The organism is Maribacter sp. ACAM166 (assembly GCF_005771495.1).
In the GTDB taxonomy this organism is placed as follows: Bacteria; Bacteroidota; Bacteroidia; order Flavobacteriales; family Flavobacteriaceae; genus Maribacter.
Genome location: NZ_VAUW01000013.1, coordinates 1 through 24661 on the forward strand (window position 1 = coordinate 1; position 24661 = coordinate 24661).

Sequence of the window (24661 nt, forward strand, 5' to 3'; positions counted from 1 at the left end):
ATTAGAAACGGAATTGCAATCACTGAACAATTTAGGAATGATATTAATGTCATTGATAGAGAATACCCCATGATCAAGATCGATTTTATTGAGTTAGATGATCACTTTGGTCCTGAACTCATCAATACACTATCAAAAGAATGGAATATTCCAATCAACTTTATGTTCATTGCTTCACCAGGTGATCATTTCCCTTATAAGATTGAAGATCTGGGCGGAGTAAGACTAATAATTTGATAAAAAAGAGCATTACAAAGGATGGTTTTTAACCATAATTGAAACTAAGCTAACTTATTTATTATCAAAAATGTTAAATTAATGTTAAAAGGTGAGCCTCGCGGTGAGTTCAAAAAACCACCCCTTGGCAAGCCTTTTATACAGGGCACTATCAAGAAAAGTTCGAGTCCCGTCCAGACCGCAAGAGCCTCTATTTTTAGAGGCTTTTTTAGTTTTAAAGCATTGGTAATCAATGTTATAAAAATGTTAATGTTAAACAAATGTTAACCAGCGTGCTGCGAGCGTGCTGCATTTTTGCCCCTTTTTTACTTCTTTGCAGCATTTTACAATATGCTATTAGCGAAATAGAATTCACTGTAAAATGAAATAAAACCAAAATATCTTCTTACTTTTCTTTTTCTAAATTGAACTAAAGTGAGAATACAATACTGCTCAGATCTACACTTAGAATTTGCCACAAACAAAAGATGGCTAGCGAATAACCCTTTAATACCTTCAGGGGAAATTCTCATTGTTGCGGGAGATACCCATTACTTAGGAGGAGATTTTGAAAACTTAGATTTTTTTAAATGGGCATCTGACAATTACCAACTAACCTATGTAATAGCCGGCAATCATGAATACTATGGCGGATATGATTTGTCTTTGCATAGAAAACCCTTTAAATGGGAATTACAACGTAACGTCTTCCTTCTCAACAATCAGTCTACACAGATAAACGACCTCACGCTACTATTTTCTACATTATGGAGCCATGTACATATTGAAAATAGAAACGCGGTATCTAGAGGAGTCAATGACTTCTATAAAATACGAATGGGTGATAATCGGTTGAGCGTCGATGATTTCAATGTGCTTCATGCGGAGGCTTTTGATTTTTTGAACCAAAGTCTCAAAAATCATAATGGTAAAACCATTGTAATCACCCACCATCTGCCTACGCCTTTATGTAATTCCCCTGAATTCAAGGGCAGTTCACTTAACGATGCTTTTGTGGTTGATAAAACCGATTACATAACACAATCAAATATTGATTACTGGATTTACGGCCATGTACATAGAAACATTGGTAATGCCATGAAGTTGGGAGGTACAACCATGTTGTGTAATCAATTGGGGTATGTTGATATGAACGAGCATCATGATTTTTCAAGGGATAGTTTTATTGAAATTGTATGATAGTTGAAAAAACAACTTAAGCCCATTTTTCAATTTGATTATTTATATCCTTTTGCCATTCCCTTATATTGATATTAAAGGCTAAGGAAATAACACTGCATTCCTCTACTCCCAATTTGTCATCCTGCGCATTTAAGTGATCATAATAATGACCATAGCTTAGGCTAGTATTTATACCAGGGTATACCAAGGCAACTTTCTTGGCCTTATAGTATTTCATATAAGCGAACATTTGCCGTAAATCTTCTGGCGAGGGATTATAGTTCTTGATATTCTTCCATTTTGTATCCAGAACAACACAGTTTTCTTTACCCTTGTTCAACACAATATCTGGTTTCATTTTTGAATTATACCCTGAGCTAGGTTTCCAAAAATTCTTTGTGTTTTGGGCAGTAATAGTTGTCTCTATTTTTTTATGTCGTCTCAAACTGGCATAGACAAATTGTTCCCATAATAAGTTCATATCGAACACTAGTGCTAGTATATGATTGGAGCCCTTACTTACATCTGGGTGATAATTCAATAATAACAAACGGGCTATTTGAATCGCTTTTTGGTATCCCTGTGTTTTACGGTTCAATACGACCTTATTAAAAGTTGCTTCGGAGACCTTGATATCTGGCATTTCTGGAAAATCCAATTCTAAAGACTTGAGACTGCCCTGTATAATTTCATTGGTGTTTATACGAACTAATAGTTTTAAGGCTTTGTACAGAATACAATGAAGTTCATGATTGGTATCGTAGGTAGTATATTGAATGTAAAACCGTTCTTGATGCACCAAATTCTGGCTTATATGCTTACCGAATTTGAGGTTTCCTTTTAAACTTGAGCTATTGCCTTCGGTTTTTCTATATTTTTTGACAAGCCCTTGTCGAAGTAAATAGTTCAGTTCACTAACAAATAGTTCAAAATATAGATCAAGAATGGAATTCGTTTTTAATTTGAGACTACCAGAGGTGGGAGCTTTCAATTGAAACAGACCAACGGCATACAGCATATCTATTAACACCTTGCGCCAGCTCTCTTCAGGTGCAATACTACTTCTATCAATCTTTGGCAAAATTTCAATTAAAGTATCCCCTATCTGTAGTACCCCAACATATTCGCAAAACTTTACGCCATTATGAACCAAAGAATAATAGGGCACACCAGACTCTCCATAAAATTGTTGCAATGATTTTAACTGAGTTTCAGATAGCCTTTTTTCTCCTCTATCTATTCTTAGAATCTCATGTTCAAATACAATGATGTGGTTGTTCTTGTTCAATTTTCTATCCTAAAAGTTGTAGTAGCGCTTTTTTAAATTCCTCATTGCTCATTTTTTTAGCATCTTTTATTCTATATACTTTTCGCTCTACTAATGAACCTAATTCGTAATCTTCAAAAGGTGCAAAAAATTTTTCATAATTATCACCTTGAACCGATTCCACAAAGCCAGAACCTAAAACCAGGCCTATTTTACCGTAATCTCCAAAAAAGTATTCTTGCAACAATGATATAACCTTATTGGCAAAAACTGCTTTTAGCCCATTTAGAGATGTTGTCTTTATAAAGTAGCTGTGCCCTATGGCATGGTCTTTATCTAACAACTTTTCTATCCGTTTGTTGATTGTCTTTAAAAGTCTTACCAAATCAACATTGTCAATTATGCCATTATTAGCACCATATTGTTTTATGAATTTAGGCTTTGGTGGCATTTCTATAAAGCTGAACCTTCTTCTTAGCGCTGAGTCCAAGGCTTCCACACTTCTATCCGCTGTATTCATAGTTCCTATGATATACAGGTTTGGAGGTACTCCAAAATATTCTTTACTATAGGGTAATTGTGCCAGTAATGCCTCATCGGCGCCCAGTCTTTTATCCTTTTCTATTAAGGTTATCAATTCCCCAAAAATAGCCGATACATTACCCCTATTGATTTCATCAATAATTAAAACAATTGGTTTACCATTTTTACCCTTGTAAACATTTCTATCCAAATCTTGTACTACTTCCTTTTTGTCATCAGGCAGATAATTTCTTTCCTGTTTGTTTCTAAGGTCTTTATAATTATTTTCCTTTTGTATGGCATTTAACACAGACCAATAGGCCGTAGAATTACTCCCTCCTATGATTGCCCTAAAGGAGTCATTAATGTTAGCAATCTCATCTAGATCAGTAATGGCTTTTTGCAGTTTGGAAAGTCTGGTTTTAGAAACAGTATATGTTCTTTGTCCATTCAAATGTTTTATCTGAATGTTCCCTTGAGCAGAAATACTATCTACATATACCTTACCGCCATTCTTGATTTCCAATTCAACGTCAGCTTCAGAAGCTAGTCTTTCCTCTAGTTTTTGGAGGAAATTATCATAGGCCAAAGAAAAGTCAAGCACATCATCTGTATCTGAAGAATTGTTTTCTATGGCAAAATTAAAGGAAGCTTCAATACAGGCTTTTTTAAATATGCCTTCAACAACTTTATAAACTACAGGGTCACCTTCCTTCTCTGGCTCTATGGGTTTTATCCCTTCAATAAAATCTTCATAAGACATACTTTGATGAAAAGTGGAAAAAATAATTTGACCTTCGGAAACTTTTTGATCGTATAAGTCCTTTATTTCCTTTCTCTCTAAACTTTCAATTTCCTCACCACAAATTTCCAAAGCAAGGTTTACTGTATTGAATGTTTTTCCTGTACCCGGTGGGCCATATAAAATGGTATTTATTGGATAGGTCATAGCGTAGTTTTTTGTTTTAGAAACCTCTTCTCCATTAATTATTGCCATTAGACGTTCGTGATACGTAGGGTACTTAGCATCTGGTGTGGGGTAGTCGGAAACATTGGTGAGTGTTTTCAACACCAAGTTATGACCTGCATCCCATTCGCCCTTCTTTTTCCAATCCATTCCTCGGACATGCTTAAACTCACTCCTTTCGTTGTCAAACATGTAGTCCGAAGCAACAATACCATATCCTAACAGGGCGCCTCTACCATTTTTAACGAAAACAACATCCCCAATGGACATATGGTTTGTGAACTCATCATTCGCAGTAGCATCATTTTTCTTGGATCCTGTACTATTATCAAGCTCCTGTAATCGTTCAACTATTTGTGGTTTAGATGAATAATTTTTTAAATCTCCCAGATTATCCCAACCCAGAGCCATTATGCCTTCTTCGTAAAATTCATTCCACTTTTCTGCGTTTTCGCCGGGGGCATACAACCAGTATTTTGTATCTGCTTTATTTCTATACATATTAATGTTATCCATTATAGCCCAAAACTTTTCGTTAGAGATTAAAACTTTATCTCTATCTCGATTTTTAAATTCTCCTATTATAATACCGTAATATTCATCCAAGAAAGAGAAAAGATTTGAGAAATCATCAACCGGTAATTCTCCAATATGAAAATGATAATTTGTACCGCCACCATGTTTAATACCCGCTATCTTCTCAACTATGGCCTTGTAGGCTTCAAGTAATAACTCATCTTGTTCTTCACTAAAAGCAATTTCTAAATCACAACTAAAGCCCTCTTTAGTTGGACTGATTGCTATACCTACACTTTTGGTTTTTTTAGCTCCACCATTAGCATTTACCAAGCCTACAAATGCGTAATTTTTATTTCCTGGAAACCAAAATCCATTTTCAAAACGTTTACCCGCACCGGTTCTTTGTCTGGCTATAAAATTAAAATTGGGATGAGACTCCCTGTATTCTATTAATTTTTTTAAAATGGTTTCGTGAAAGGTCATTTTATATTATTTTATTGTTTTTTTACTTTTGCACATCACCAATGGAATTAGTAGGTAAATTACTTAGACTTTACCATCCTTTGTTTCTCATTTAAACTTTAAAATTCTCCAGTTTCTTCAACTATTGTGCTTCCACATTCTGGACAAAACCTATAATGATCTTCTATTTTGGACTCACAACTAGGACAAAGTACTACGCTATTGCTAGAAAGGTCTATTTCAGCTTGGTCTTGATAAATAAACTCAGTTGGGATATCCCTAATAAAATCAGAAATCGCTCCTTTTTGAGATATTAAATAAAGATAATCTTCTGCTCTTGTCAGCGCCACATAGAATAGCCTTCGTTCCTCTTCCAGCAAATAATCGTAATCCGTAGGTTTTATGACTTGGTAAATTTTATCTTGTAGCCACGGGTCCGGAAATCCGCCCTTATTAGAGTGCAATCCTAAAATAAACACAACCTTAGCCTCTAATCCTTTTGCGCTATGGATAGTTTTAAATTGAATTTTGTGCCCGCTACTTTTTAAAGCTTGTCTTAAATTTGATGCCATCGCCGTCCTTCTATAAAGCACTAAAATATCTTCTGGGTTTATGCCCTCGGCAATGTGTTTTTCTATTGCTTCCCAAATAAATGAATGTGACTGCCCTTCTTGTTCTTCATAAAAGATTTTAATCTTTTGTCCACCTCGCTTAACCGCTTTTATTTCTTTTGGTATTTGGAACTTATTTTTCTTGATAGCCTCCGTAGATGCCCCAACTATAGGGTTTGTACTTCTGTAATTTAAATTGAGCGTTAACAATTCAGAATCTGCAAAATGTTCTTTGAAATCTACGATATACGCTATTTCAGACCCTCGAAAACCGTAAATACTCTGCCAATCATCACCAACACAAAATAATTGTGTTGACTCTTTTGCAAGTAGATTAAGCAATTTTACTTGTAGACTATTTACATCCTGAAACTCATCTACCAGAATGTGTTTATACCTTTCTTGATAGCGCTCTCTTATATTAGGATACTGCTGCAATAATTGAATACTCTTGGTCAACAACCCATCAAAATCCAAATAGGATCTATTGGTACAATAATCATTGAATTCATTAATAATAGGTATTGCAAGTTCGTAGAACATACGAACTCTTTCAAAATCACTTTCCGATGCCTCTTTTATTATCTGTTCTACAGACTTTTCCGAGGTCACAATTTTATTTCTTACCTCATTTACCTCCCTATAAAAGCTTTTTATTTCTTTTCTAAAATTTGAAAACTCTTCGTCGTAATGAAGAACGGTTGCCGAACTTAAATCAGCGCTTATTCTACCTTTAATCACTCGATCTAATACCTTATTGAATACAGCGGAGTTATGGGTGGCGTCATCATAGGTTTTTATACACGTATTACCGGCAATCTTCATTTTCCCCTCTTTCCAAAAAGACGGATAACTTTTATCACTTATGTGTTCTAAATAAATATTTGCTTGAGGAATAAAAAAATCTGGATGGAACGCTGAACTACCAACTTTTACCTCTGGTTCGTATACATAGTCTATGCTATTACGATAAAGCCAATCTGCAATATATTGTTCAGATTTTGAACGAACTTTATCTCCCTTTAAACTTGTAAAGAATTTACCTTTGGGCCTAAATTCCTCTTGTTCCTTATGTTGGTGAATGAAGTCTACAAAATAATCTAAAATGTATCGTTTCAATTTTAATAGAAACAGCTTATCATTTGACAAATTGATCGTGACCTTCTCGATTATTTGACTAACGGTCTCTTCTGCTGTACTTCCATAAAATTCATTGCTTGAATTTTGGTCGGCCACTATTTTAAATTTATTATCAAACACATGTACACCGTCCGTTTTAATAATTTGATAACACAGACTATGAATTGTTTTAATGGTTAATCTATTTAACCAGGGAAATTTATTTAAGTAGGTTTGGCGTTCTTTATATCTTTCTGCAATAGAAATATCTTTGCTCTTTAAAAATTTCTCATAGAAACCAGATTTATCTGCAGATTGAATCATCCTATCTAGCATCTCATTGGCCGCATTCTTTGTAAAAGTAACGGCAAGAATGTTTTTAGCATCAACAAGTTTATCGTCTATTAGATAATTTATTTTATGAAGCAAGGTCTTCGTCTTTCCTGAACCTGCGCCTGCTAAAACAAGAAGACGATTACACTCAGAAAGTACAGCCTTACGTTGATGATCGTTTAATGTGGATAAATCGGTTTTGGTAGATAGGTTTTTCATTAAATACGCTTAAGTAATTGGAGGCTTAAAATAAAGTGTCGCCTTCTGACACTTCTCTTTTTGCCCCATCTACCATATACATGGCTTTACAGCTTGGGCAAAACAGATAGTACTCAAAATAATAATTTTGACCTGGTTTTATCTTTCTTTTCTTAGGACTCTTTTTTATAACGGCTATATTGCATTTTCTGCATAAATCGCCCTCCTTTTCTATTTTCTGTTCTTGGTACCAGTCTATATGCTCCAAGTATTCCAGGTATCCTTCATCCTTAATTTTATTCTCTGAGTCAATACCCTCTTTAGCCAAAGCATCACAACGTTCATTCTCGATATGACCAGCATGCCCTTTTACCCAGTTAAAAGTCACTATATGTTTATCTATAACATCCAACAACCTTTCCCACAGGTCTTTATTGAGTACTAAATTGCCCTTTCTTCTAATCCAGTTGTTACGTTCCCAATTTTTTGCCCAACCTTTTTCTATACCATCTATCACATATTTAGAATCTGAAAACACCGTGACCGCTGCCTTGGTTTTTATTTTTTCGAGACCAAAAATTACCGCCATAAGTTCCATTCGGTTATTGGTTGTAAGTTCATAACCTTCAGAGAATTCCTTTTGCCTCCCCTTATAGCTAAGAATTGTCCCAAACCCACCTTTACCAGGGTTGGGTTCTGCGCCACCATCGGTAAAAAGTTCTATTTCTGGAATTTCGTTATTTTCCATACTGCTTAGTTTTCCTCAAAAACCTTCTTCAAAATATCTTTTAATTTTTCTTCCGACAGCATGAAACTTAAGATAAGCCATTACCGCTTTGGGATGATATTCTTTATTTTCAAGAACCAAGTTAGAAGTAGAAGAAGGGCCAAAACCATTAGGAAGTCCCTTTTCTTTATAATCCTTGATACCTAGTAGAATATGTTCTTTGGTGACTTGGTTGAATAGCATGTTGCTTTACTTGTTTTTGGTTGCTATAATTTAATAGTTTTGTCAACTTTACTATGAACAGGGTGTTCCGATTAAACACTTTTATTTTTTGTAATCAGTGTTTGGAAGTTTGAGTTTTATAGTAAATTGAATACTTTTAATTCTTCATTTTCGTAAACCTTTCCTGCAGCTGCAAATACACCGTTTGGTTTCAACATTGTCCTACTAAAATTAGGATCTAAACGGCGTCCTCTTTTCTTTTGTTCGCCCTCAAAATTAGCTCTACTAATAACCCCAAGTTTGATAACTTTTTGATGCTCACCTAGCTCAATCCCTATAAGCTCGTCCCAATCATGCTTAATTTGTGAGGTGCTTCCTGTTTTATTCTCTGAGGTTATCATTTTCACAGATATTCTTGGATCCCCTTTGGCACAAAGAATATCATAACCCGCATTAGTTTGATTGATTAATACTTTTGGCTGTCGGTATTTATGCTCTAAAAATGAGTGGGCAATGGCTTCACCTATCCTTCCAACAATATTATCGTTGCCATGTAACACTTCATCACTGTTGCCAAAATCTAAAAACTCCTTTCTAGCTTTTAAATAATTTAAGCAGATTTCCTTTCTTTTATCGTTCATTAATTTCTACTTTTTTCGTACAATGATGTGTGATTTTTCATCTGAACATAGTCATAAATTTTCCGCTTGTTTTACGTTCAAGATTAATCTCATCTTTAAACCCTAATCCTACGTTATAATAGTCATCAAAAATCTGAGCATGATCTGGATGAGTTTTAATTATTTTATTGGATTGCAAATCTTTATCTGATATTTGTTTACTTAAAATAGCTCCACAAATTTCTAACTCATCCCCACATACTAAAGCACCATGCAAATATTCTCTCAAATCAAAATAACGAAGAAGCTCTGAAAATTTTGAACCTCTTTTTTTGAAGGCTAAAAGAAAAACTTCTAAATCATCAATACAAATAGACAAAGGAAATTGATCGTCATCCTGAACTTCTAACAAATCATCTAAGTCTGTCTGTATTTGACCAAATCTTTCTAAAGTAACTACAAGACTAAAAACACTATGATAATTCTTAGTTCTAATTTTTGCGATTTCATTACTCAAGGCCAAATCATCGTATAGCGATAGAACTTCTTTGTTTAAAAACTTCTGCTTTACTCTATAACTTTGATCGTAGCCTTTTTGAATAACCTTATCAAAATTTCTTTTAACCAATTCATAGGCTTTGTTTGGATCTGAACGAGGCTCCTGTATTTTTGAAGCCTTTGCTTCTATGATTAAGGCCATTCCCTTGTATAAAATCAAAATATCTTGTTCACTACCGAAATTAGTGTAATAACTCTGATAAATTTTAGCGTCTTCACCTAAAATCGATTGAAACAAACCCACAATTTTATTTTCCAACTCAACACCTCTACGAGTATAAAATGGCTCAGTTAAAGCTGCATTTGAAATCGCAAAATTTTGTATTTGATTATAAATGGCTATTACTATTTGTTTGATTTCAATAGACTGAAATTCACCTTCATTCACTTCAAAAAGAGGTTGATTAAAATATGGATTATTCTCTGTGTAATATAAAAATTGACCTTCCGTCCTTTTGATGCTTAAAGTGCTCACAAATGCTCTTACAACCGCAGGGTCAAATTCTTTATCTAATTGATCTAAGCTAAAACGGTATTTTTTACCTGGGTCAGCCATATTTTCTGACATTCTAATATAGCTTGGAGGAACAGCAAGATGTCTTTTTTCAGGATTCATTATTCCTTCTGCAAATTGCTCTATACTAATATCATCCATTGTGGGTTCACCAGCTAAAGGAAAAACTGAATTTAATTTTTGATGCAGCATCTCGTCCAGAAACCTATATATTGTAATGAATTCAACTATGTTTAATCCAAAATGAGCTTTGATTTCAACATCAAATGGAGAAAAATAAGTTATAATTCTTTCGATAATTTGTTCTTCGTAATTTAAATCTCCTTGATTAAAGAAATTCAAATGATGTACTAATCCCACTAAGCGTTGCTCTATTAAAACATCATCTAATACAATACCCTCAGAGGGGTAATAACTCTCACTATATCCTGCTTCTATTTCAATTAATAAAGATTTAATATGATTCCATTCTTCTGGTGTATATTGGAATTTGGTTTTATTGTTTTGATTTTTATTTGATGTTAAATGTAAGCCAGCTAAATAAAATATTTGTCTTTGAGGAGCTACAAGACCTACTAAACTTTCTGGAGGGTTTTGCATAGCGACCATAAGGAGTAAAGTACTTAAGTCACCCATAAATATTTTGGTGTCATATTGACTAACAAAGTCTTTTAATTCTTGTGATTTCTGCTCAATATCGATAGGCATATTGTGAATTTTATACTTTTTCTTTTTTCCTCCCTTTAATTTTCGGCTTAGAACCAACCTCTGCCTTCAATTTCTTAATCTTCTCTTAGTGTTTCTTCAATTCAGCAGTAACAGGATCATAATAATAATCACTAACGCTACCATCTTTTATTTTACTAACCATTTCATCAATAATAAAAATTGGAGCTAAAAACCATTCATTTGGCTTTACAGGCTTTCCAAAACGGTCTTTGATTTCAATATCTAATTTTACTGAGTTGAAAAACTTATGAATGATGTTTTCTAATTTAACTCGGTTTATGTTGGCTAATTTATAAGTTGCCACAACTTCTACCTCTGCCATGAGAAAAGTAGGGTCGTTTTTTGCATTAGCAATACGTGTTTTAACTTTGCCACCGGTAACCCCTATTTTATGGACGACGTCTCTATTTTCTTTAACTATAGGGTTATTAGAGAAGCTTCGCAAAACGTAAATTGTTCCACTTTCTTGGTCATCTTCACTAGTTTCATCTGAAAACAATGGACCTAAAGTTGTATCTGTTATAAATCTACTAGTCTCATCTTTATACATTGCTCGAATTAGCGATCTTAACAAAATATTACTTTCAGTACCATTTGAGTATATTACACGCAAACGTGCATCATCCTCTCCGTTTGGAGCTTTAAATGTTTCCCCAATTTCGGCTATATGTGCTATCTGTCCGCCTACAATAAGGAATTGTGCTTGCCTTAAGCTAGTTTTAGTAAATCCTGCATCTTTTCGAAACCTTATTGTTTCTCTTAAACCCGTATCAATCTCTCTTTTTATTTGCTCAAAAAATGGTTTAAATTTTTCAAAGTCTTCACATAAAGTTCTGTTGGCAAACTCTTCAACTGCTCTTTTTTCTGCACGAGTTTTAACGTGTTTCAAATTTGTTATTGAGTCTTTTTCTGCCTCAACTCCTAAAAGATTTAATAATTCATCATCATCTAAATCATCTGATACTTCGGTGGTTTTTTTAAAATCACCAGATAAAATATTTTGATAATCAATGTCTTTTAATAAATCAATAAACTCTTGTTTCTCTTTAGTTTTTTCTAATCTAACCGCATATAATCTTTCAAAAATATCATTTTCTTCACCGTGTAACGGTAGTCGTTTATGCTCTTCAATGAATTTTTGAATTTCCTCAAAACCTGTAATAACCCGTTCCTCTAAGGCTGTAAATATGGCTTTCTTTTTAACCTCTATCCCTACACCTAAAGCTGCTAATAGCTCATCATCCTCAACCGTGAATTTGTCTTTCTTAGCCATTTTGTTCTTCTGATTTTTTTCTTGCTAAATAAGCGATTGCTTGTGCCATTTTTTGCTCATACGGGTCAGCAGATTTAATATCTGGCAATCTGCCTCTTTCATTTTTAAATTTTAAAGCTCGTCTTGCTAAAACTCTTGCGTCTTCTATAGACATATCTGGCTTTTTAGCTGAAATAACTTCTGCCATTGCCTTTAAACTTTTTTCATTCATTGCTTTAGAAAGGATTGAGTATGCTTCACTAAAAGGATTAATACTATCTATCCAATCTACATCCAAATGTCTAACGTCTAAAGCGAATTTACGTATGCCATCAATTAAAGACGTATTTGTTTTAATATTGTCTTCATTATCAGTATTAATGGCTTGTTTAGCCATTTGAGTGATATTTAAAGCTGCTATAGCATGTTGTCTTATAGCTTCAATATCTTCATCGTCTATTTCTGGATATTTTTCCTTTATAATTTTACCTAATCTTACTTGAGTTAATTCTTGAGGAACTAATTCTTCATCAAATAAACCACGACCAATTGCTTCTTTGTCTTGCGCAAAAGCAGCAATAACCTCGTTCAAATCTTCTTTACAAATTCGCTTAGCATCTTCTCCCTCTGGCATTGCTAAGCCTTTAATTTCTACCTGATATTCTCCCTTTTCTTCATTCCAACCTACATTTTCTTTATTTGGATCGTAACCTCCTTCACCATAATCATATCCATCTTCTGGGTTATTTTGAGGGTTTTTAGGTTTGAAGTTCATTTTAGGAATTAAAACTTGTTCCATTAACAAACTTGCAGATATTGCTTTTAATGTATCATTTACCGCATCTGTTACGGAATCCTCAGTAGCATCTACTTCAGCTATTAGGTTTGTAAATCTTGCATGTGTTTTGTTAGGCGCATCACGTGTGGCACGTCCTATTATCTGTACAATCTCCGTTAAACTAGAACGATATCCAATAGTCAAGGCGTGCTCGCACCATATCCAATCAAAACCTTCTTTAGCCATCCCTAACGCAATAATAATATCTACGTGGTCTCGATTACTTTTTATTTCGGGCATTCTAAGAGCAGCCTGGACTATAGGACGTTTTGATGGGTCATCATCTACAAGGTTTGCAACTTTTATTATTTTACCTGAATTTGTCTTTATAAGATTAAAACCAGTAGATTCCTCAATGCCTTCCCATTCACCTAATTCATTTAATATATTATCTACTTCTTGTTGTTTAAAACGGGTACCCCCAATACTTTCTCTTGAATTGACATTAGGAATATGTATGATTGTCTTTTCCTCGGGATTTAAAACTTTAGTAATGTCATCTGTATATGCTCCACTATAAAAGTAATATCCAATATTCAACGTTTTTAAATACTCGTAACCACTTAATTGCTCATAGTAGGTATAAGTTACAGGAACAAACTTTAACTCATCATCTGGCATTAAAACAGGGTTTGCATCTCCTCTAAAATAAGAACCAGTCATTGCTACAATATGTACTTTATCTCTTTCAATAAAATCTTTAAGCTGAGAACCAAGTACATTATCCTCACTTGCACTTACATGATGAAATTCATCTATAGCAATAAGTCTATCATCAAAAATAGCTACACCAAAACGCTCTACTGCAAAGCGTAATGTAGCGTGCGTGCAAACTAAAACTTTATCTGTACTTTCTAGAAAGGCTTTTACTGACTTCACTTTACCACCATCTTCACCGGGTGAATTACATAAATTCCATTTTGGTGTAACTTCCCAATCATAATAAAAACCATATTTAGATAATGGCTCGTTATTAAAACTAGAACCTATAGATTTCTCTGGAACAGCTATGATTACTTGCTTAATATCTTGATTGTTTAGTTTATCTAAAGCGATAAACATTAAGGCACGACTTTTACCAGATGCAGGTGGTGATTTAATTAATAAATATTGTTCGCCTCGTTTCTCATACGCCAATTCTTGCATAGCGCGCATACCTAACTCATTAGATGTAACAGAACTACCATTATTATTGTAGTTTACTGTTATAGTAGGTATATTTTTTTCTTTACTCATTATCTTATTCTTTAGATGTCATCTTAGTGTAGAGTTGAAACAATTTTTCTAAACGCTCTGTATCATTTTTAAATTTTCGACCAATGTAAATACGTTCTAAAACTTCGTCATTACGTTCGTGTGCTAACCTTAAATCCTTTGGCATTTTGTCTGGATCGTATAAGTCTGCAATAGTTGCAGGAAAATGGCGCTCTCGAGCAATTAATATCTCTTCCGCACATGCCGTTAAGTCTTCTTTGTTTTTTTGGGTTAAAATTGGTATGGGAAAGGTATTCCAGCCTAAAGTACTCGAATATGAATAATCATTTCTCATCCTCCCACAAATTGACCCAATCCAAATAAGATGTGATTTTGATACAACAATCGACAATGCCCATAATGGTGCATTAGGCATATAGAAAGCTTTATTCGTCGGAATAATACTATCATCCGCAATACCAGCGGGAAAATATTCTCTATTCTCTGAACTGATTATAGGTACAAATATTTTAAACTTTTCAGTCCCTCTATACTCTCTAAATTGATGTGATTTTAATGCAAGTTTATTGACAGCTTTATCCTTTGTTTCTAGTCTATCCTTTTTTACTGAATTAATACGTTGTAAAATCATTGGATGGGAAATAGCTTCGTCTAGTTCATCATTGGAAACCCATAAACAATACCTCTCTAATCCTTTTATAAATTCGTTAGAACCTAAAAAACGTTTTATAAATTTTAAAGGAACACCACTATCAATTAATTGAGTTTTCTCATCTTTTGTTAATATTAAACCTGCAGATTTTGAGTAGTAAACACCAAGAGACATAGCAACATCTGTAAATATTGGCTTATTAGAAGCTGGTATAATCTCAACATTATTTGGAAGTAAATATGGATTGATAAAATCTACATCTTTCTTATTATTTAAATTATAAATTGCTCTTTCTCCAGAATCATCATTATCTAAACCAACTATAACAACTGTAACACCAGCCTTATTATTGGCAAGATTAGACCATTTAAAAGAGGTATAAGCAAATCTTATTTTAAAACCTATCTTAAACATCGCAGCCCAAGTTAATGGTACTTGTTGACCCTGACATATACTGTTTGTCGCTACTAATGCAAATCTTGATTTTGTTTTAATACTGTATAATGCAGCTTTGAAAAACCAAGCTCCAACGTAATCAATCCTTTTATAATTTTTAATATAGTTTTTAAACACTAGCTCTAGGTCACTTTTTTGCTCCTTAGTTTGTTTTCTTGTGCCCGAAAATGGTGGATTACCACAGATATAAGTTTCACCACCTTCGTTTTCAAAATCTATTTCTGCTTGATGTAATGGTGTAGAAAACAAATCATCTCCCTGTAATTTAACTCCAGTACCAGTTGGTGGGCAAACAGAAAACCAATTAATTCTTAAAGCATTTCCTTTTGTTATCCAATTTTGAGCATCTAAGGGTAAAAATTCTGCAAGTGCGAGACTTTGACCTCTGTATAAAACATCGCATTGATATTCTGCAATGATTAAAGCTAAACGCGCTACTTCTGCTGAGAAATCTTTTAACTCAATACCTCTAAAGTTAGTTAATGGTATTTCACTTGCCCTATTTTTTTCTCCTCGTTTTAGGTTAATCTCGTTTTCAATTTTACGCATTTCTTTATACGCAATCACTAAGAAGTTACCAGAACCACAAGCAGGGTCAAAAACACGTATACGCACCATACGGTTTCGTAAATTGAGTAATTTACGACCGTTATCTCCCGCCTTTTCTAACTGCTCACGTAAATCATCTAAAAATAATGGGTTTAAGACCTTCAATATATTTGGAACAGAAGTGTAATGCATCCCTAATGAACCACGTTCATCTTCGTCCGCAACAGCTTGTATCATTGACCCAAATATATCTGGGTTAATTTGCTTCCAATCTAAACTACCTACATGTAATAGATATGAACGTGCTATTTTAGAAAACTTAGGTACTTCGGTAGAGCCTGAGAAAAGTTCTCCGTTCACATAAGGGAATTTTTTACCCCAAACCTTTATTTTTTGTTCATCGCGAATTTCACGTTTAGTATCCATTGCTCTAAACATCTCACTAATAACCTCATGAGTATTAGATGCATTTGAATCACTAATTTTTTGAACTGTATCTGTAAAAAGATTATCACCTTCAAAAATATCTGTATCCTCAGCAAAAAAGCAGAAAATTAAACGAGCCAGAAAGTGATTCATATCTGGACGACGCTCTATACTTGCCCATTCGGGATTATGTTCTAATAACTCAACATAAAGTTTATTTAAACGGCTAGTTGCCTTTATATCAAATGCGCTTTCACGTATTTGTTTTACTGTGGTAATATTTGCTAGAGAAAGAAAAAAACCAAAATAATTATGAAAATCTTCATAATCACAAGCTACAGTTTCACCACTAAATATATTTTCAGCTTGAAAATCTAATCCATCTGTAGCTAAAATATATTCTGCTTTACTTTTATTGGTTGAAGGACTCTTGCGAAGTACATCTAAAGTTTCAGAAACTTTCCCTTTTTTACAAGTTGCAATATGAATATTATTTCGCTGTAAAATAGCACCATCAAAATCTGTCTTATTAGAAGAACCACTTCTTAACTTCTTAATAGTGGTATCTTTATTACCAAAAGCTTCTAAAAATAGAAAAGGAAATTCTTCCCTATCAAATGGTTGACCAGCAAGTTCCGATACTGCTTCTTCTATTTCTACTGCGTTCATAAAACTGTAATACTTCGTTTAATTAATTTAAACCTATATACATATAATTACTAGGAAGCTAAAACTTCGTACATGTGATACTTTGAATAACTAAGTTTTCCAAGGAATCGTCTCGATTGTTTAAAATATGACGAATAGATTTACCAAGCATACCAACTTCAGAACTTCCTGAACTAGCTCCATTTGCCGTTTTCCAATTAATTTTAAGTCTTACATTATTGCCAGAATTATTTGTTACTAAATAAGCCCTATAATCCCCTATTTCTGCGACTTGAACATCTACACAAAAATCATATTTTCCGAGGGTATAAATATCCATGCGAACTTTACGATTTACCTCTTTGAAGTCCGTTGTCTTAGGAAAAGCATTACCAACACCGGATACAACGGCAATAAAATCTTCAATATTCTCAGCCTCGGTTTTTAGTTGTTTGAATTGTGAAATTTCTTCAGGAGAAAAATCATCTGAATCTTCCAAAAGCTCTTCTATGTCATCAGCAATGTCTTCAGCTTTATCTTTTAAATCATCACACTCGTCCTCATCCATTATTGCTTCTTTAAAATCATCTACGATTCTGGAAAGATCTCGATTGAAGTCGTCAGGGCTTTGAAAGCCAGAACATGGCATTAAAAAAGTTAGAAAAAATAGGGTGAATAAGGTTTTCATTTATTTTATATTGATCATCAGTTCATTTTTAAGCCACTCAAAAGCGGCTTCTTGATTGTATTCAATTTCTGGTCGCAACAAAGCTTCCATATCTCCTGTGAAATTAGGGTCGTTCTCTTTCTCCTCTATATTCATTAAAAACTCTTTTCTACTCGGTGGTGTACCCACGGAGAACTTCATGTATTCCTTAAAGCATTGGATGATAGCATCGTGGTCCAATTCTAAATGCAGTCTGGAATAATCTAAATCGAATAAATCCCGCCCTTTGCTACGTTGGTATAATGCCCTAAGCTTCGTACCTAAAAGTTCATTGATGTTATACGTTCGAATATTAGCACTTCCTTTAAACCAATCGCTTTTCACTTCAAAAGGAAATTCTACCCAGGGTAATACATTAAAATGCTCTTTGCAGTTGATTTCTAATTTGAGTCGTAAGCGTATATCTTCATATTCAGAAGTAAAGCGATACAAAGCTTTTGCGCCATGGCCACTAACCTTAGTGTTACGTGGCTCTTCAAAAAAGGTGATGACTTCTTTAATACGTTCCATTATGGGTTTAATGGGTCCGGGTTTAATTTGAACCAAATCTATATCTTCAGAATACCTTGGTGCAGGATGCAGATATAATTTATGCAAGGCCGTACCACCTCTAAATGCCAAATGCTCCCTTAGAAAATCATCAGAAAATAGTTCTACCAAGGTTCTACTGATTACCAAATCCTGCTCTACCTGTGAAAATGATTTCCAAGGAGCGTGTTCTTGCCAAGCTGCTATGTAGGGTCTTGGTATCATATATCGCTCTCCAGTTTTATATTGATATCAACTTTCCAATGATTTGTAACTGAACCCGCACTTTCCTTAGATGATGGGTTGAGTAAAACTGGATAGTATTTTACTTTTTTAAAGTATTCCGTAATCAACTGTAACAATTCATCATCAACTTCCAATTTATCAATGAAATACGCCAATCTTTGCAGTGTACTTTTGTGAGGATACCACGCCAATAAATCTGATAATTGGGAATATGTCACGCTTTCCATAAGTTCTTCTAGAACAGAGAATATTCTATTCAATCCGCCTAACTTATTTTGATAATGGATTAAATCTACAGCCGTTAAAGCTGCATCGGATATTTTGAATATTCCAGCATCAGACTTTTTAGTTAGGATATTTTTTTGAGGCCAATTTGCCGTGGTAAAAAAGCGTAAATCAATATTCCCCTTATCTATGTCCAACAAAGTGGGTTTTGTAGTGATGATATAATCACGCTGAATTTGTTGATGACTTGCACCATGAAATTTAGCCGCGGAATACAAACCGATATAATAAGGCCGGTCTAAATTTTTAAAAAGGTTCTCAATATACAGTTGTATGGGTAATTTACCTTGCTTTGAGTATCTGGGAGGGATGATTAGGTAGAACCCTCTTCTTAGGGGCATTATGTCTCCCTTTTTTGTTAGGTAAGACAAGTCAGTCGTTAAAGCCTCCTTTTCTTTATGTGTAAACGCTTGAAGCTCTTCCGTAGAGAAAGAGTACTGCTCTAACGAAAGTTTTTCTTTTATGTAATCATTTAGATACACTTATAGTAATTTTCCGAGTAAGTTAGTAATAATTACTAATTATCTCGCATTTTTACTAAAATACTTTAATCATGGATAAAAAAATATACACCCGGCAAGAATTATACGATCTAGTCTGGAATCAACCCTTGACCAAAATAGCAGTAAAGTTCAATATAGAACTACATACTCTAAAGGACATTTGCGCAGAAAACAAAATACCATTACCTACTCGAGGCTATTGGTCTAAAGTTAGGTTCCATAAAAAAGTGATAAAACCTACCCTTCAAAAAATTGAAAGTGAGAACCCTAAAATAAACCTTGATCCTACCCAACAACATAAAAAATTTAGAACTGATTATCACAAACGGGCTTTTGAATTAGAACAAAACAAAAATCTAAAATTCAAAGTTCCAAAACGAATAACTAACTATCATCCAATAGTAAGAAATACAAAAAAGTTATTGGATAAAATTGATGATAGTAAAGGGAAAATACAATTCTGGGAAGCTTCTCGGGAAAGCGATATATTACCTATACATACTGACAAGATTCTAAGGCCCAGAGCACTCCGATTTATGGATATATTTATTCAAATATTGGAAGCAATGGGACACAAAATCACCTTTGAATATAGTCGATGCCACGTAGAGATGTTCGGCCAGAAGACGGAAATAAATCTAAGACAAAAGCAATTCCGCATTCGGGATAAAGATGAGAGGGGATGGAGCAGAGAATCTTGGGAGAAATCAGATAAACTTCAATTTCAAACTGGCCCTTCTTTCAATAAGAAAATTTGGATTGACAACACGAAACGAAATATTGAAGAATGCCTCCCCGAAATTATTGCTTGGATTGAAAAAGACTGTAAGTACTGGCATGACCTTAGGGCAGAGCAGGCCATTGCAGAGAATAAGAGATTGCTAAAGGAACAAAAACTAGAGGCTCTAAAAAAAGCGGAAGAATTAGAACAGGCAAAAGTGAACCAATTATTTATTGATGCAGAAAATTGGAATAAGGCACAAGTAGCTGAGCACTATATAAGCGCGATGGAAAAACAAGCTGCTCTAAAAAACGAAATAAATTCGAATACCGAGGACTACATATCCTGGGCAAAAGAAGTCATAAAAAACTTAAATCCGCTAAGTGATAGTAATTGGTCAGAGCAATAAATCCGGGGCACAATTAATATCGGTGCTTCCTAATTCTTTTAAATTTACCTGTGTAGTAGGCAGGTTTATGGCCAGTTTTAATTGAAAAGGTTGTATAACCAAATGCTTATTCCATTACAGACAGTAATTATCTATTTCTTCCAAAATCTGTTCTGAAGTATATTCATCGACTAGGGATAAATCCAATTCCATGGCAAAATTGATGACATAGTTCTTCAGCGAGTGAATGGAGTCTTGTATTAAACCGCTATCATTTGGCTCATAAATTTTAAAGGCCAATTCCCTACCAAATTTTCTGTCGAATTCACTTTCGTTGAACGTGTTGTCATTATATTCAAATTCATCCAAATAGCAGAGGTAGTTTTTGTTAAGTATCCAAAAGTATAAAGCGGTACGCTCTTCTTTTTTGAGAGCCGTAAAGAAACTCCATACATACGCTGAAAGCTCAAGTTCAATTTCGGGAGGTATCGTATCCATGCCATAATAATTCACACTTTGAATTAAATCGGTGACAACTTGGGAATGGCCTTTTGATTCAAAAGAGAACGCCATCAATAATTTTTTCAGGACTATCTTTTTGGTGTACTCGATTACGATTACATTCATTTCATCGGTTACCAACAATTGGTCGTCAATCGTAATCATGGTTCTATATATTTATCTCAAATTTAAACTTAAAAAAAGCTTATGTTAAATTAGGTTTTGGTTTTTACTTCTGAAATATCCCTTTTACAATTACCGCCTTCGCCCTTTTCGTTTCCGCTCCCTCTTTTTAAATCGACTATCGTTATCAAGCTCTAGTTTAAAAGAGTTCCATGAATGGTCATCCATTTGATTAACATTCAATCCGTCTGATGGAGCTTTTTCCAGATAAGATTTTGGTTGCTCAGCAACTTTGATATGCCGTTCTGAAATAGATTGCTTCTTTCCGATATGTGCTGTTGCTGCGTTTGAATCTTCTTCAAAAGATGTATCACTTCTTCGTTCTGTGCTATTAGCTTTGAGAATAACTCCACGGTCTCTGTCTTGTTCATAATCGATGCGTTTTATGATATTGTTCCAGGAATAGTGTCGCCCCAAACTACTCCCTTTATAAATGATTCCTTTATGTCTAAAGGATATTCCGGTTACCCTACCCGTACTTTTACTTACATTGAACTCGGGGCATATATTCCTTGTGTTTAATTCCCTTATGAACTCTGTTGTATTATTGGAATTAGAGATAGAATTTTCGAGATGGTATTGAAGGGTCAACTTCATTGGAGGTTCCCCGGTTCGAAAAGCCTTTTCTATCTCTTTCTGGGTAATGGTTGCTTTTCTTGTCAATTTATTATCCTCTAGCTGAGATAAACTGTAATTTAATTCCAGTTTCCGTACTAGTCGTTCACTTCGTTCATAATCCTTGCTGTCGCTGACCAGTTCTCCAGAAAACTTTACCCTATTTGCAATGATATGGATATGCTCGTGTTCTTGGTCTTGGTGTCGGTACATGATATATTGGTTGTCATCGAACCCCATCCCTTTGAGGTAATCCATTCCTAAAGAAGTGAATTGTTTATCGCTCAAACTATCCTCATAGGGCAGGTTCAGCGAAACATGATATACCGCCTTTCCCAATCTTGGCCTGAGCTGTCTAACAATATTGAATTCTTGGGTCATGTGAACAGTTTTTCCAATGGTAATATTAGTGTCCAGTACATAGCCCATTCCCTGCTCGACCTTTTTTTCGTTATAGGCCAACACTCCATAAAAATCTTTTCCCTTAATCTGCTTGGCTATCATGGTTTACAATATTTGATTTTAGGATATCTAGGGTACTTTGGAGTTCTAAGAGTAAGGAATTGAGTTGCGGAGAGTTGTTCATTCTCAAATGTACTTTTTTGGTCAATTGATTGATATTGTTTCCGATTCTACCCATCTCAATAAAAAGCTTCCTGTCATCCGGTGCTATTCTTTTTCTGGGCAATACCCTTCCAGTCGTTTTCAAACGTATAAAGTCAGGAATTGAAACGCCCAAGGTTTCTGCATTTTCGGATACCCGTAGATATTCTGATACCGTCATCCTGACGTTGACCCGAATAGCTTTCAAGTCTTGTATTTTCTTTTTTGGTCTTGCCATATCCAAGGGGTTTGGGGAGTATTCCTAACAAGCCATGCGAACATAGTGAGCAGTTTTTGCTTGCAAAAACATGGCTTGCTTCACGAACTCCGATTAAAAATAGGGGTAATTCAGATTTCAGTTTCTTTCTATTCATTTTACGAAGAAGCAGTTCTCATTCTTTTAATAAGTTCATTGATATCATCCGGATGAAACAATACCCTTCCCCCGAGTGCAATCTTCTTCAATAAACCTTTATTCATCCAGGCATAAATTGTAGGACGGGTTACTTTAAATTTTCTGACCAAATCGGCAATGGTCAACAATTCTTCTTCGGTTGAAACTTCTTCAGCCGGTTTCTCGATAACGGAATCCTTTTGCTTTTGAAGTGATTCTAACGGAACATATTCCTTGAGTCCGTCATCGTCCATGATAAATATTCGTTTCATGATACAGTGGTTTAATAATTTACTTTATTGAACAAACCTAATGGCATTGTACAAGATTTTATTTGTTTACCATACATCATTTTGTGTATGGTAAACCTTAAAAAATTCAACTTTTTCAGTATGAGAACTTCATCAAACTGGACTAAAAAAGAATCGCATATTCCTTTTACAACAAATTGCTCTTGTACTTTGTTTTACAAACCTAGCAGCATTACACAGCATTTTACCTGAGTGCTGTACACAAAATGCTGTACAGCATATTTGAACTAAATGTTATGGGATTTGAAACGGAATGGCAGATAAGGGTGAAAAGCCCTTTCGCTTTTCACCTTTATCCTCTTTTTTCAAGGGTGTTCACAAAAACCATCAGTTTTTGTGAACTTCCGCAGAAAGGATGTGGTTAGGGAAAGGAATGACTCAGCTGGAGGGTCGAAAGACTCAGGCCAGTCTATATCAGCTCTTTTTTCCCCTAGCCATAAAAAAGTATAATTATTTTAAAAAACAATCCATAGGAATATAGAATGCTATATTGCTATCATCATATGATGCTATAGTCATATGAACATATGTATCAATATTCATATAAAGCATTTATCATACGTTTAATCAAATGAATATTGCTTTGATATTTTGATGTTGGATTTGGAAAAGTCCCCGAATAAAATCATTCCATTGCGGGCAATTAGTGTAGTAACACTATACAATTTAAGTAACTTTTGGTGAACGTATTCACCAAAAAGAACTACTTTTGGTGAATACGTTCACTAAATGGCCATGGTAAAACGAATATTAGAAGGTAAAATCACCTCCAAGCTGGATAAAGGGAAGGCAATTATAGTCATTGGACCTAGACAAGTCGGAAAAACAACCTTAATCAATTCCATATTAAAAAATAGGCCGCATTTGTTTTTGGATGGCGATGATTCAACAGTAAGAAATTTGTTGACCAATCCCAATACTGAGCAATTAAAAAGCATAATAGGTGACCATACCACCGTATTTATTGATGAAGCGCAGCGCATAGAAAATATTGGCTTGACCTTGAAGATAATCACGGATCAATTCAAAAAAGTACAACTATTTGTAAGCGGTTCTTCGGCCTTCGAATTAAATAACCAGACCAGCGAACCTTTAACGGGAAGAAAATGGGAATATAAATTATATCCTATTTCCTGGAAAGAACTGGAGGGGGCTATCGGCTACGTAAAGTCAGAACAACAGCTCGAACTGAGAATACGCTACGGTATGTATCCAGATGTCATCAACAATCCTGGAGACGAAATCGAAGTTTTAAAACAATTGACAAACAGCTATCTGTATAAAGATATATTGGCATTCAGCGGGATACGAAAACCTCAAGTTTTGGAAAAAATACTACGTGCCCTAGCGCTACAATTAGGAAATGAGGTTAGCTACAATGAGTTGGCACAATTGGTGGGTGTTGATAAAAATACTGTTGCCAATTACATCGATTTACTTGAAAAGGGATATGTGATTTTTAGGCTAACAAGTTTTAGCAGAAACTTAAGGAACGAAATAAAGACGAACCAAAAGATATATTTCTATGACACTGGTGTTAGAAACGCCATTATCGCGAATTTCAACGCACTGGACAGCCGTAGTGATATTGGAGGGCTTTGGGAAAACTTCTTAATAACCGAACGTCTCAAAAAACAGGCCTACGAGGGCTCTTTGGCCAATTCCTATTTCTGGCGAACCAAGCAGCAACAAGAAATCGACTATGTTGAAGAAGAATCTGGAAAAATTACTGGTTTCGAGTTTAAATGGAGTCCAAAAGCCAACGTCAAATTTCCCGAATCCTTTATGGAAAGTTACGATGCTTCAATTGAAGTGATTCATAGAAATAATTTTAGGGAATTTGTTTAGAATGTG

Annotated in this window: 20 protein-coding genes and 1 pseudogene; 4 read left to right on the top strand and 17 right to left on the bottom strand. The window is 34.6% G+C overall.

Annotated features, from left to right (window positions below; translation table 11 throughout):
- Both ES765_RS21735 and ES765_RS10700 read left to right on the top strand, forming a co-directional pair.
- Positions 1-237, top strand: a pseudogene (locus ES765_RS21735) (APC family permease); the annotation flags it as partial.
- Positions 238-651: 414 nt separating this feature from the next.
- Positions 652-1416 carry a metallophosphoesterase gene (locus tag ES765_RS10700; RefSeq protein WP_138114079.1) on the top strand — a complete coding sequence of 255 codons (765 nt, stop codon included), beginning with the start codon at positions 652-654 and terminating at the stop codon, positions 1414-1416.
- A gap of 16 nt (positions 1417-1432) precedes the next feature.
- Here the strand turns inward: ES765_RS10700 and ES765_RS10705 are convergent, their stop codons facing one another.
- The 13 genes from ES765_RS10705 to ES765_RS10765 form a co-directional block, all read right to left on the bottom strand.
- A complete protein-coding gene (locus ES765_RS10705; protein ID WP_138114082.1) occupies positions 1433-2686 on the bottom strand; it encodes an McrC family protein in 1254 nt (417 codons plus the stop codon).
- 4 nt (positions 2687-2690) lie between these two features.
- Positions 2691-5156, bottom strand: a complete 2466-nt coding sequence (locus ES765_RS10710) for an AAA family ATPase (RefSeq protein WP_138114085.1) — start codon at positions 5154-5156, stop codon at positions 2691-2693.
- A gap of 98 nt (positions 5157-5254) precedes the next feature.
- Entirely contained in the window at positions 5255-7417 is a 2163-nt protein-coding gene (locus ES765_RS10715) for a UvrD-helicase domain-containing protein (protein ID WP_138114088.1), read from the bottom strand.
- A gap of 25 nt (positions 7418-7442) precedes the next feature.
- Positions 7443-8144, bottom strand: a complete 702-nt coding sequence (rnhA, locus tag ES765_RS10720) for a ribonuclease HI (RefSeq protein ID WP_212744232.1) — start codon at positions 8142-8144, stop codon at positions 7443-7445.
- 15 nt (positions 8145-8159) lie between these two features.
- Positions 8160-8366 carry a hypothetical protein gene (locus ES765_RS10725; RefSeq protein WP_138114091.1) on the bottom strand — a complete coding sequence of 69 codons (207 nt, stop codon included), beginning with the start codon at positions 8364-8366 and terminating at the stop codon, positions 8160-8162.
- Positions 8367-8482: 116 nt separating this feature from the next.
- Positions 8483-8986, bottom strand: coding sequence for a hypothetical protein (locus ES765_RS10730; RefSeq protein WP_138114094.1), 504 nt, complete (start codon positions 8984-8986; stop codon positions 8483-8485).
- 37 nt (positions 8987-9023) lie between these two features.
- Positions 9024-10745 (bottom strand): hypothetical protein, encoded by a 1722-nt coding sequence (locus ES765_RS10735; RefSeq protein WP_138114097.1) that lies wholly within the window; start codon positions 10743-10745, stop codon positions 9024-9026.
- Positions 10746-10830: 85 nt separating this feature from the next.
- On the bottom strand, positions 10831-12039 hold the full coding sequence (locus ES765_RS10740) for a GIY-YIG nuclease family protein (RefSeq protein ID WP_138114100.1): 1209 nt from the start codon (positions 12037-12039) through the stop codon (positions 10831-10833).
- Positions 12032-14092 carry a DEAD/DEAH box helicase gene (locus tag ES765_RS10745; protein ID WP_138114103.1) on the bottom strand — a complete coding sequence of 687 codons (2061 nt, stop codon included), beginning with the start codon at positions 14090-14092 and terminating at the stop codon, positions 12032-12034. Before ES765_RS10745 ends, ES765_RS10740 begins: the two co-directional genes overlap by 8 nt.
- Before the next feature lie 4 nt (positions 14093-14096).
- Positions 14097-16823: a class I SAM-dependent DNA methyltransferase gene (locus ES765_RS10750; protein ID WP_138114106.1), complete on the bottom strand. Its 2727-nt coding sequence runs from the start codon at positions 16821-16823 to the stop codon at positions 14097-14099.
- A 58-nt stretch (positions 16824-16881) separates the two neighbouring features.
- Positions 16882-17490: a hypothetical protein gene (locus ES765_RS10755; protein ID WP_138114109.1), complete on the bottom strand. Its 609-nt coding sequence runs from the start codon at positions 17488-17490 to the stop codon at positions 16882-16884.
- On the bottom strand, positions 17491-18282 hold the full coding sequence (locus tag ES765_RS10760) for a nucleotidyl transferase AbiEii/AbiGii toxin family protein (protein WP_138114112.1): 792 nt from the start codon (positions 18280-18282) through the stop codon (positions 17491-17493).
- A complete protein-coding gene (locus tag ES765_RS10765; RefSeq protein WP_138114115.1) occupies positions 18279-19070 on the bottom strand; it encodes a type IV toxin-antitoxin system AbiEi family antitoxin in 792 nt (263 codons plus the stop codon). Before ES765_RS10765 ends, ES765_RS10760 begins: the two co-directional genes overlap by 4 nt.
- Before the next feature lie 71 nt (positions 19071-19141).
- On the opposite strand from ES765_RS10765, the gene ES765_RS10770 reads away from it, so the two are divergent.
- Positions 19142-20221, top strand: a complete 1080-nt coding sequence (locus tag ES765_RS10770; protein ID WP_138114118.1) for a hypothetical protein — start codon at positions 19142-19144, stop codon at positions 20219-20221.
- A 114-nt stretch (positions 20222-20335) separates the two neighbouring features.
- Here the strand turns inward: ES765_RS10770 and ES765_RS10775 are convergent, their stop codons facing one another.
- The 4 genes from ES765_RS10775 to ES765_RS10790 all read right to left on the bottom strand — a co-directional run bounded on the left by ES765_RS10775 (position 20336) and on the right by ES765_RS10790 (position 22768).
- Positions 20336-20866: a hypothetical protein gene (locus ES765_RS10775; protein ID WP_138114121.1), complete on the bottom strand. Its 531-nt coding sequence runs from the start codon at positions 20864-20866 to the stop codon at positions 20336-20338.
- 90 nt (positions 20867-20956) lie between these two features.
- A complete protein-coding gene (locus ES765_RS10780) occupies positions 20957-22003 on the bottom strand; it encodes a relaxase/mobilization nuclease domain-containing protein (RefSeq protein ID WP_138114124.1) in 1047 nt (348 codons plus the stop codon).
- A complete protein-coding gene (locus ES765_RS10785) occupies positions 21984-22340 on the bottom strand; it encodes a plasmid mobilization protein (RefSeq protein WP_138114127.1) in 357 nt (118 codons plus the stop codon). Before ES765_RS10785 ends, ES765_RS10780 begins: the two co-directional genes overlap by 20 nt.
- Positions 22341-22477: 137 nt before the next feature.
- Positions 22478-22768 (bottom strand): helix-turn-helix domain-containing protein, encoded by a 291-nt coding sequence (locus ES765_RS10790; RefSeq protein ID WP_138114130.1) that lies wholly within the window; start codon positions 22766-22768, stop codon positions 22478-22480.
- A gap of 774 nt (positions 22769-23542) precedes the next feature.
- Here ES765_RS10790 and ES765_RS10795 point away from each other — a divergent pair.
- Positions 23543-24655 carry an ATP-binding protein gene (locus ES765_RS10795; protein WP_138114133.1) on the top strand — a complete coding sequence of 371 codons (1113 nt, stop codon included), beginning with the start codon at positions 23543-23545 and terminating at the stop codon, positions 24653-24655.
- The last annotated feature ends 6 nt before the right edge of the window (positions 24656-24661 follow it).

Coding starts and splice junctions, on each gene's coding strand:
- ES765_RS10710 (WP_138114085.1), bottom strand. CDS start 5,156: ATGACCTTTCACGAAACCATTTTAAAAAAATTAATAGAATACAGGGAG.
- ES765_RS10715 (WP_138114088.1), bottom strand. CDS start 7,417: ATGAAAAACCTATCTACCAAAACCGATTTATCCACATTAAACGATCAT.
- rnhA (WP_212744232.1), bottom strand. CDS start 8,144: ATGGAAAATAACGAAATTCCAGAAATAGAACTTTTTACCGATGGTGGC.
- ES765_RS10725 (WP_138114091.1), bottom strand. CDS start 8,366: ATGCTATTCAACCAAGTCACCAAAGAACATATTCTACTAGGTATCAAG.
- ES765_RS10730 (WP_138114094.1), bottom strand. CDS start 8,986: ATGAACGATAAAAGAAAGGAAATCTGCTTAAATTATTTAAAAGCTAGA.
- ES765_RS10735 (WP_138114097.1), bottom strand. CDS start 10,745: ATGCCTATCGATATTGAGCAGAAATCACAAGAATTAAAAGACTTTGTT.
- ES765_RS10740 (WP_138114100.1), bottom strand. CDS start 12,039: ATGGCTAAGAAAGACAAATTCACGGTTGAGGATGATGAGCTATTAGCA.
- ES765_RS10745 (WP_138114103.1), bottom strand. CDS start 14,092: ATGAGTAAAGAAAAAAATATACCTACTATAACAGTAAACTACAATAAT.
- ES765_RS10750 (WP_138114106.1), bottom strand. CDS start 16,823: ATGAACGCAGTAGAAATAGAAGAAGCAGTATCGGAACTTGCTGGTCAA.
- ES765_RS10755 (WP_138114109.1), bottom strand. CDS start 17,490: ATGAAAACCTTATTCACCCTATTTTTTCTAACTTTTTTAATGCCATGT.
- ES765_RS10760 (WP_138114112.1), bottom strand. CDS start 18,282: ATGATACCAAGACCCTACATAGCAGCTTGGCAAGAACACGCTCCTTGG.
- ES765_RS10770 (WP_138114118.1), top strand. CDS start 19,142: ATGGATAAAAAAATATACACCCGGCAAGAATTATACGATCTAGTCTGG.
- ES765_RS10775 (WP_138114121.1), bottom strand. CDS start 20,866: ATGATTACGATTGACGACCAATTGTTGGTAACCGATGAAATGAATGTA.
- ES765_RS10780 (WP_138114124.1), bottom strand. CDS start 22,003: ATGATAGCCAAGCAGATTAAGGGAAAAGATTTTTATGGAGTGTTGGCC.
- ES765_RS10785 (WP_138114127.1), bottom strand. CDS start 22,340: ATGGCAAGACCAAAAAAGAAAATACAAGACTTGAAAGCTATTCGGGTC.
- ES765_RS10790 (WP_138114130.1), bottom strand. CDS start 22,768: ATGAAACGAATATTTATCATGGACGATGACGGACTCAAGGAATATGTT.
- ES765_RS10795 (WP_138114133.1), top strand. CDS start 23,543: ATGGTAAAACGAATATTAGAAGGTAAAATCACCTCCAAGCTGGATAAA.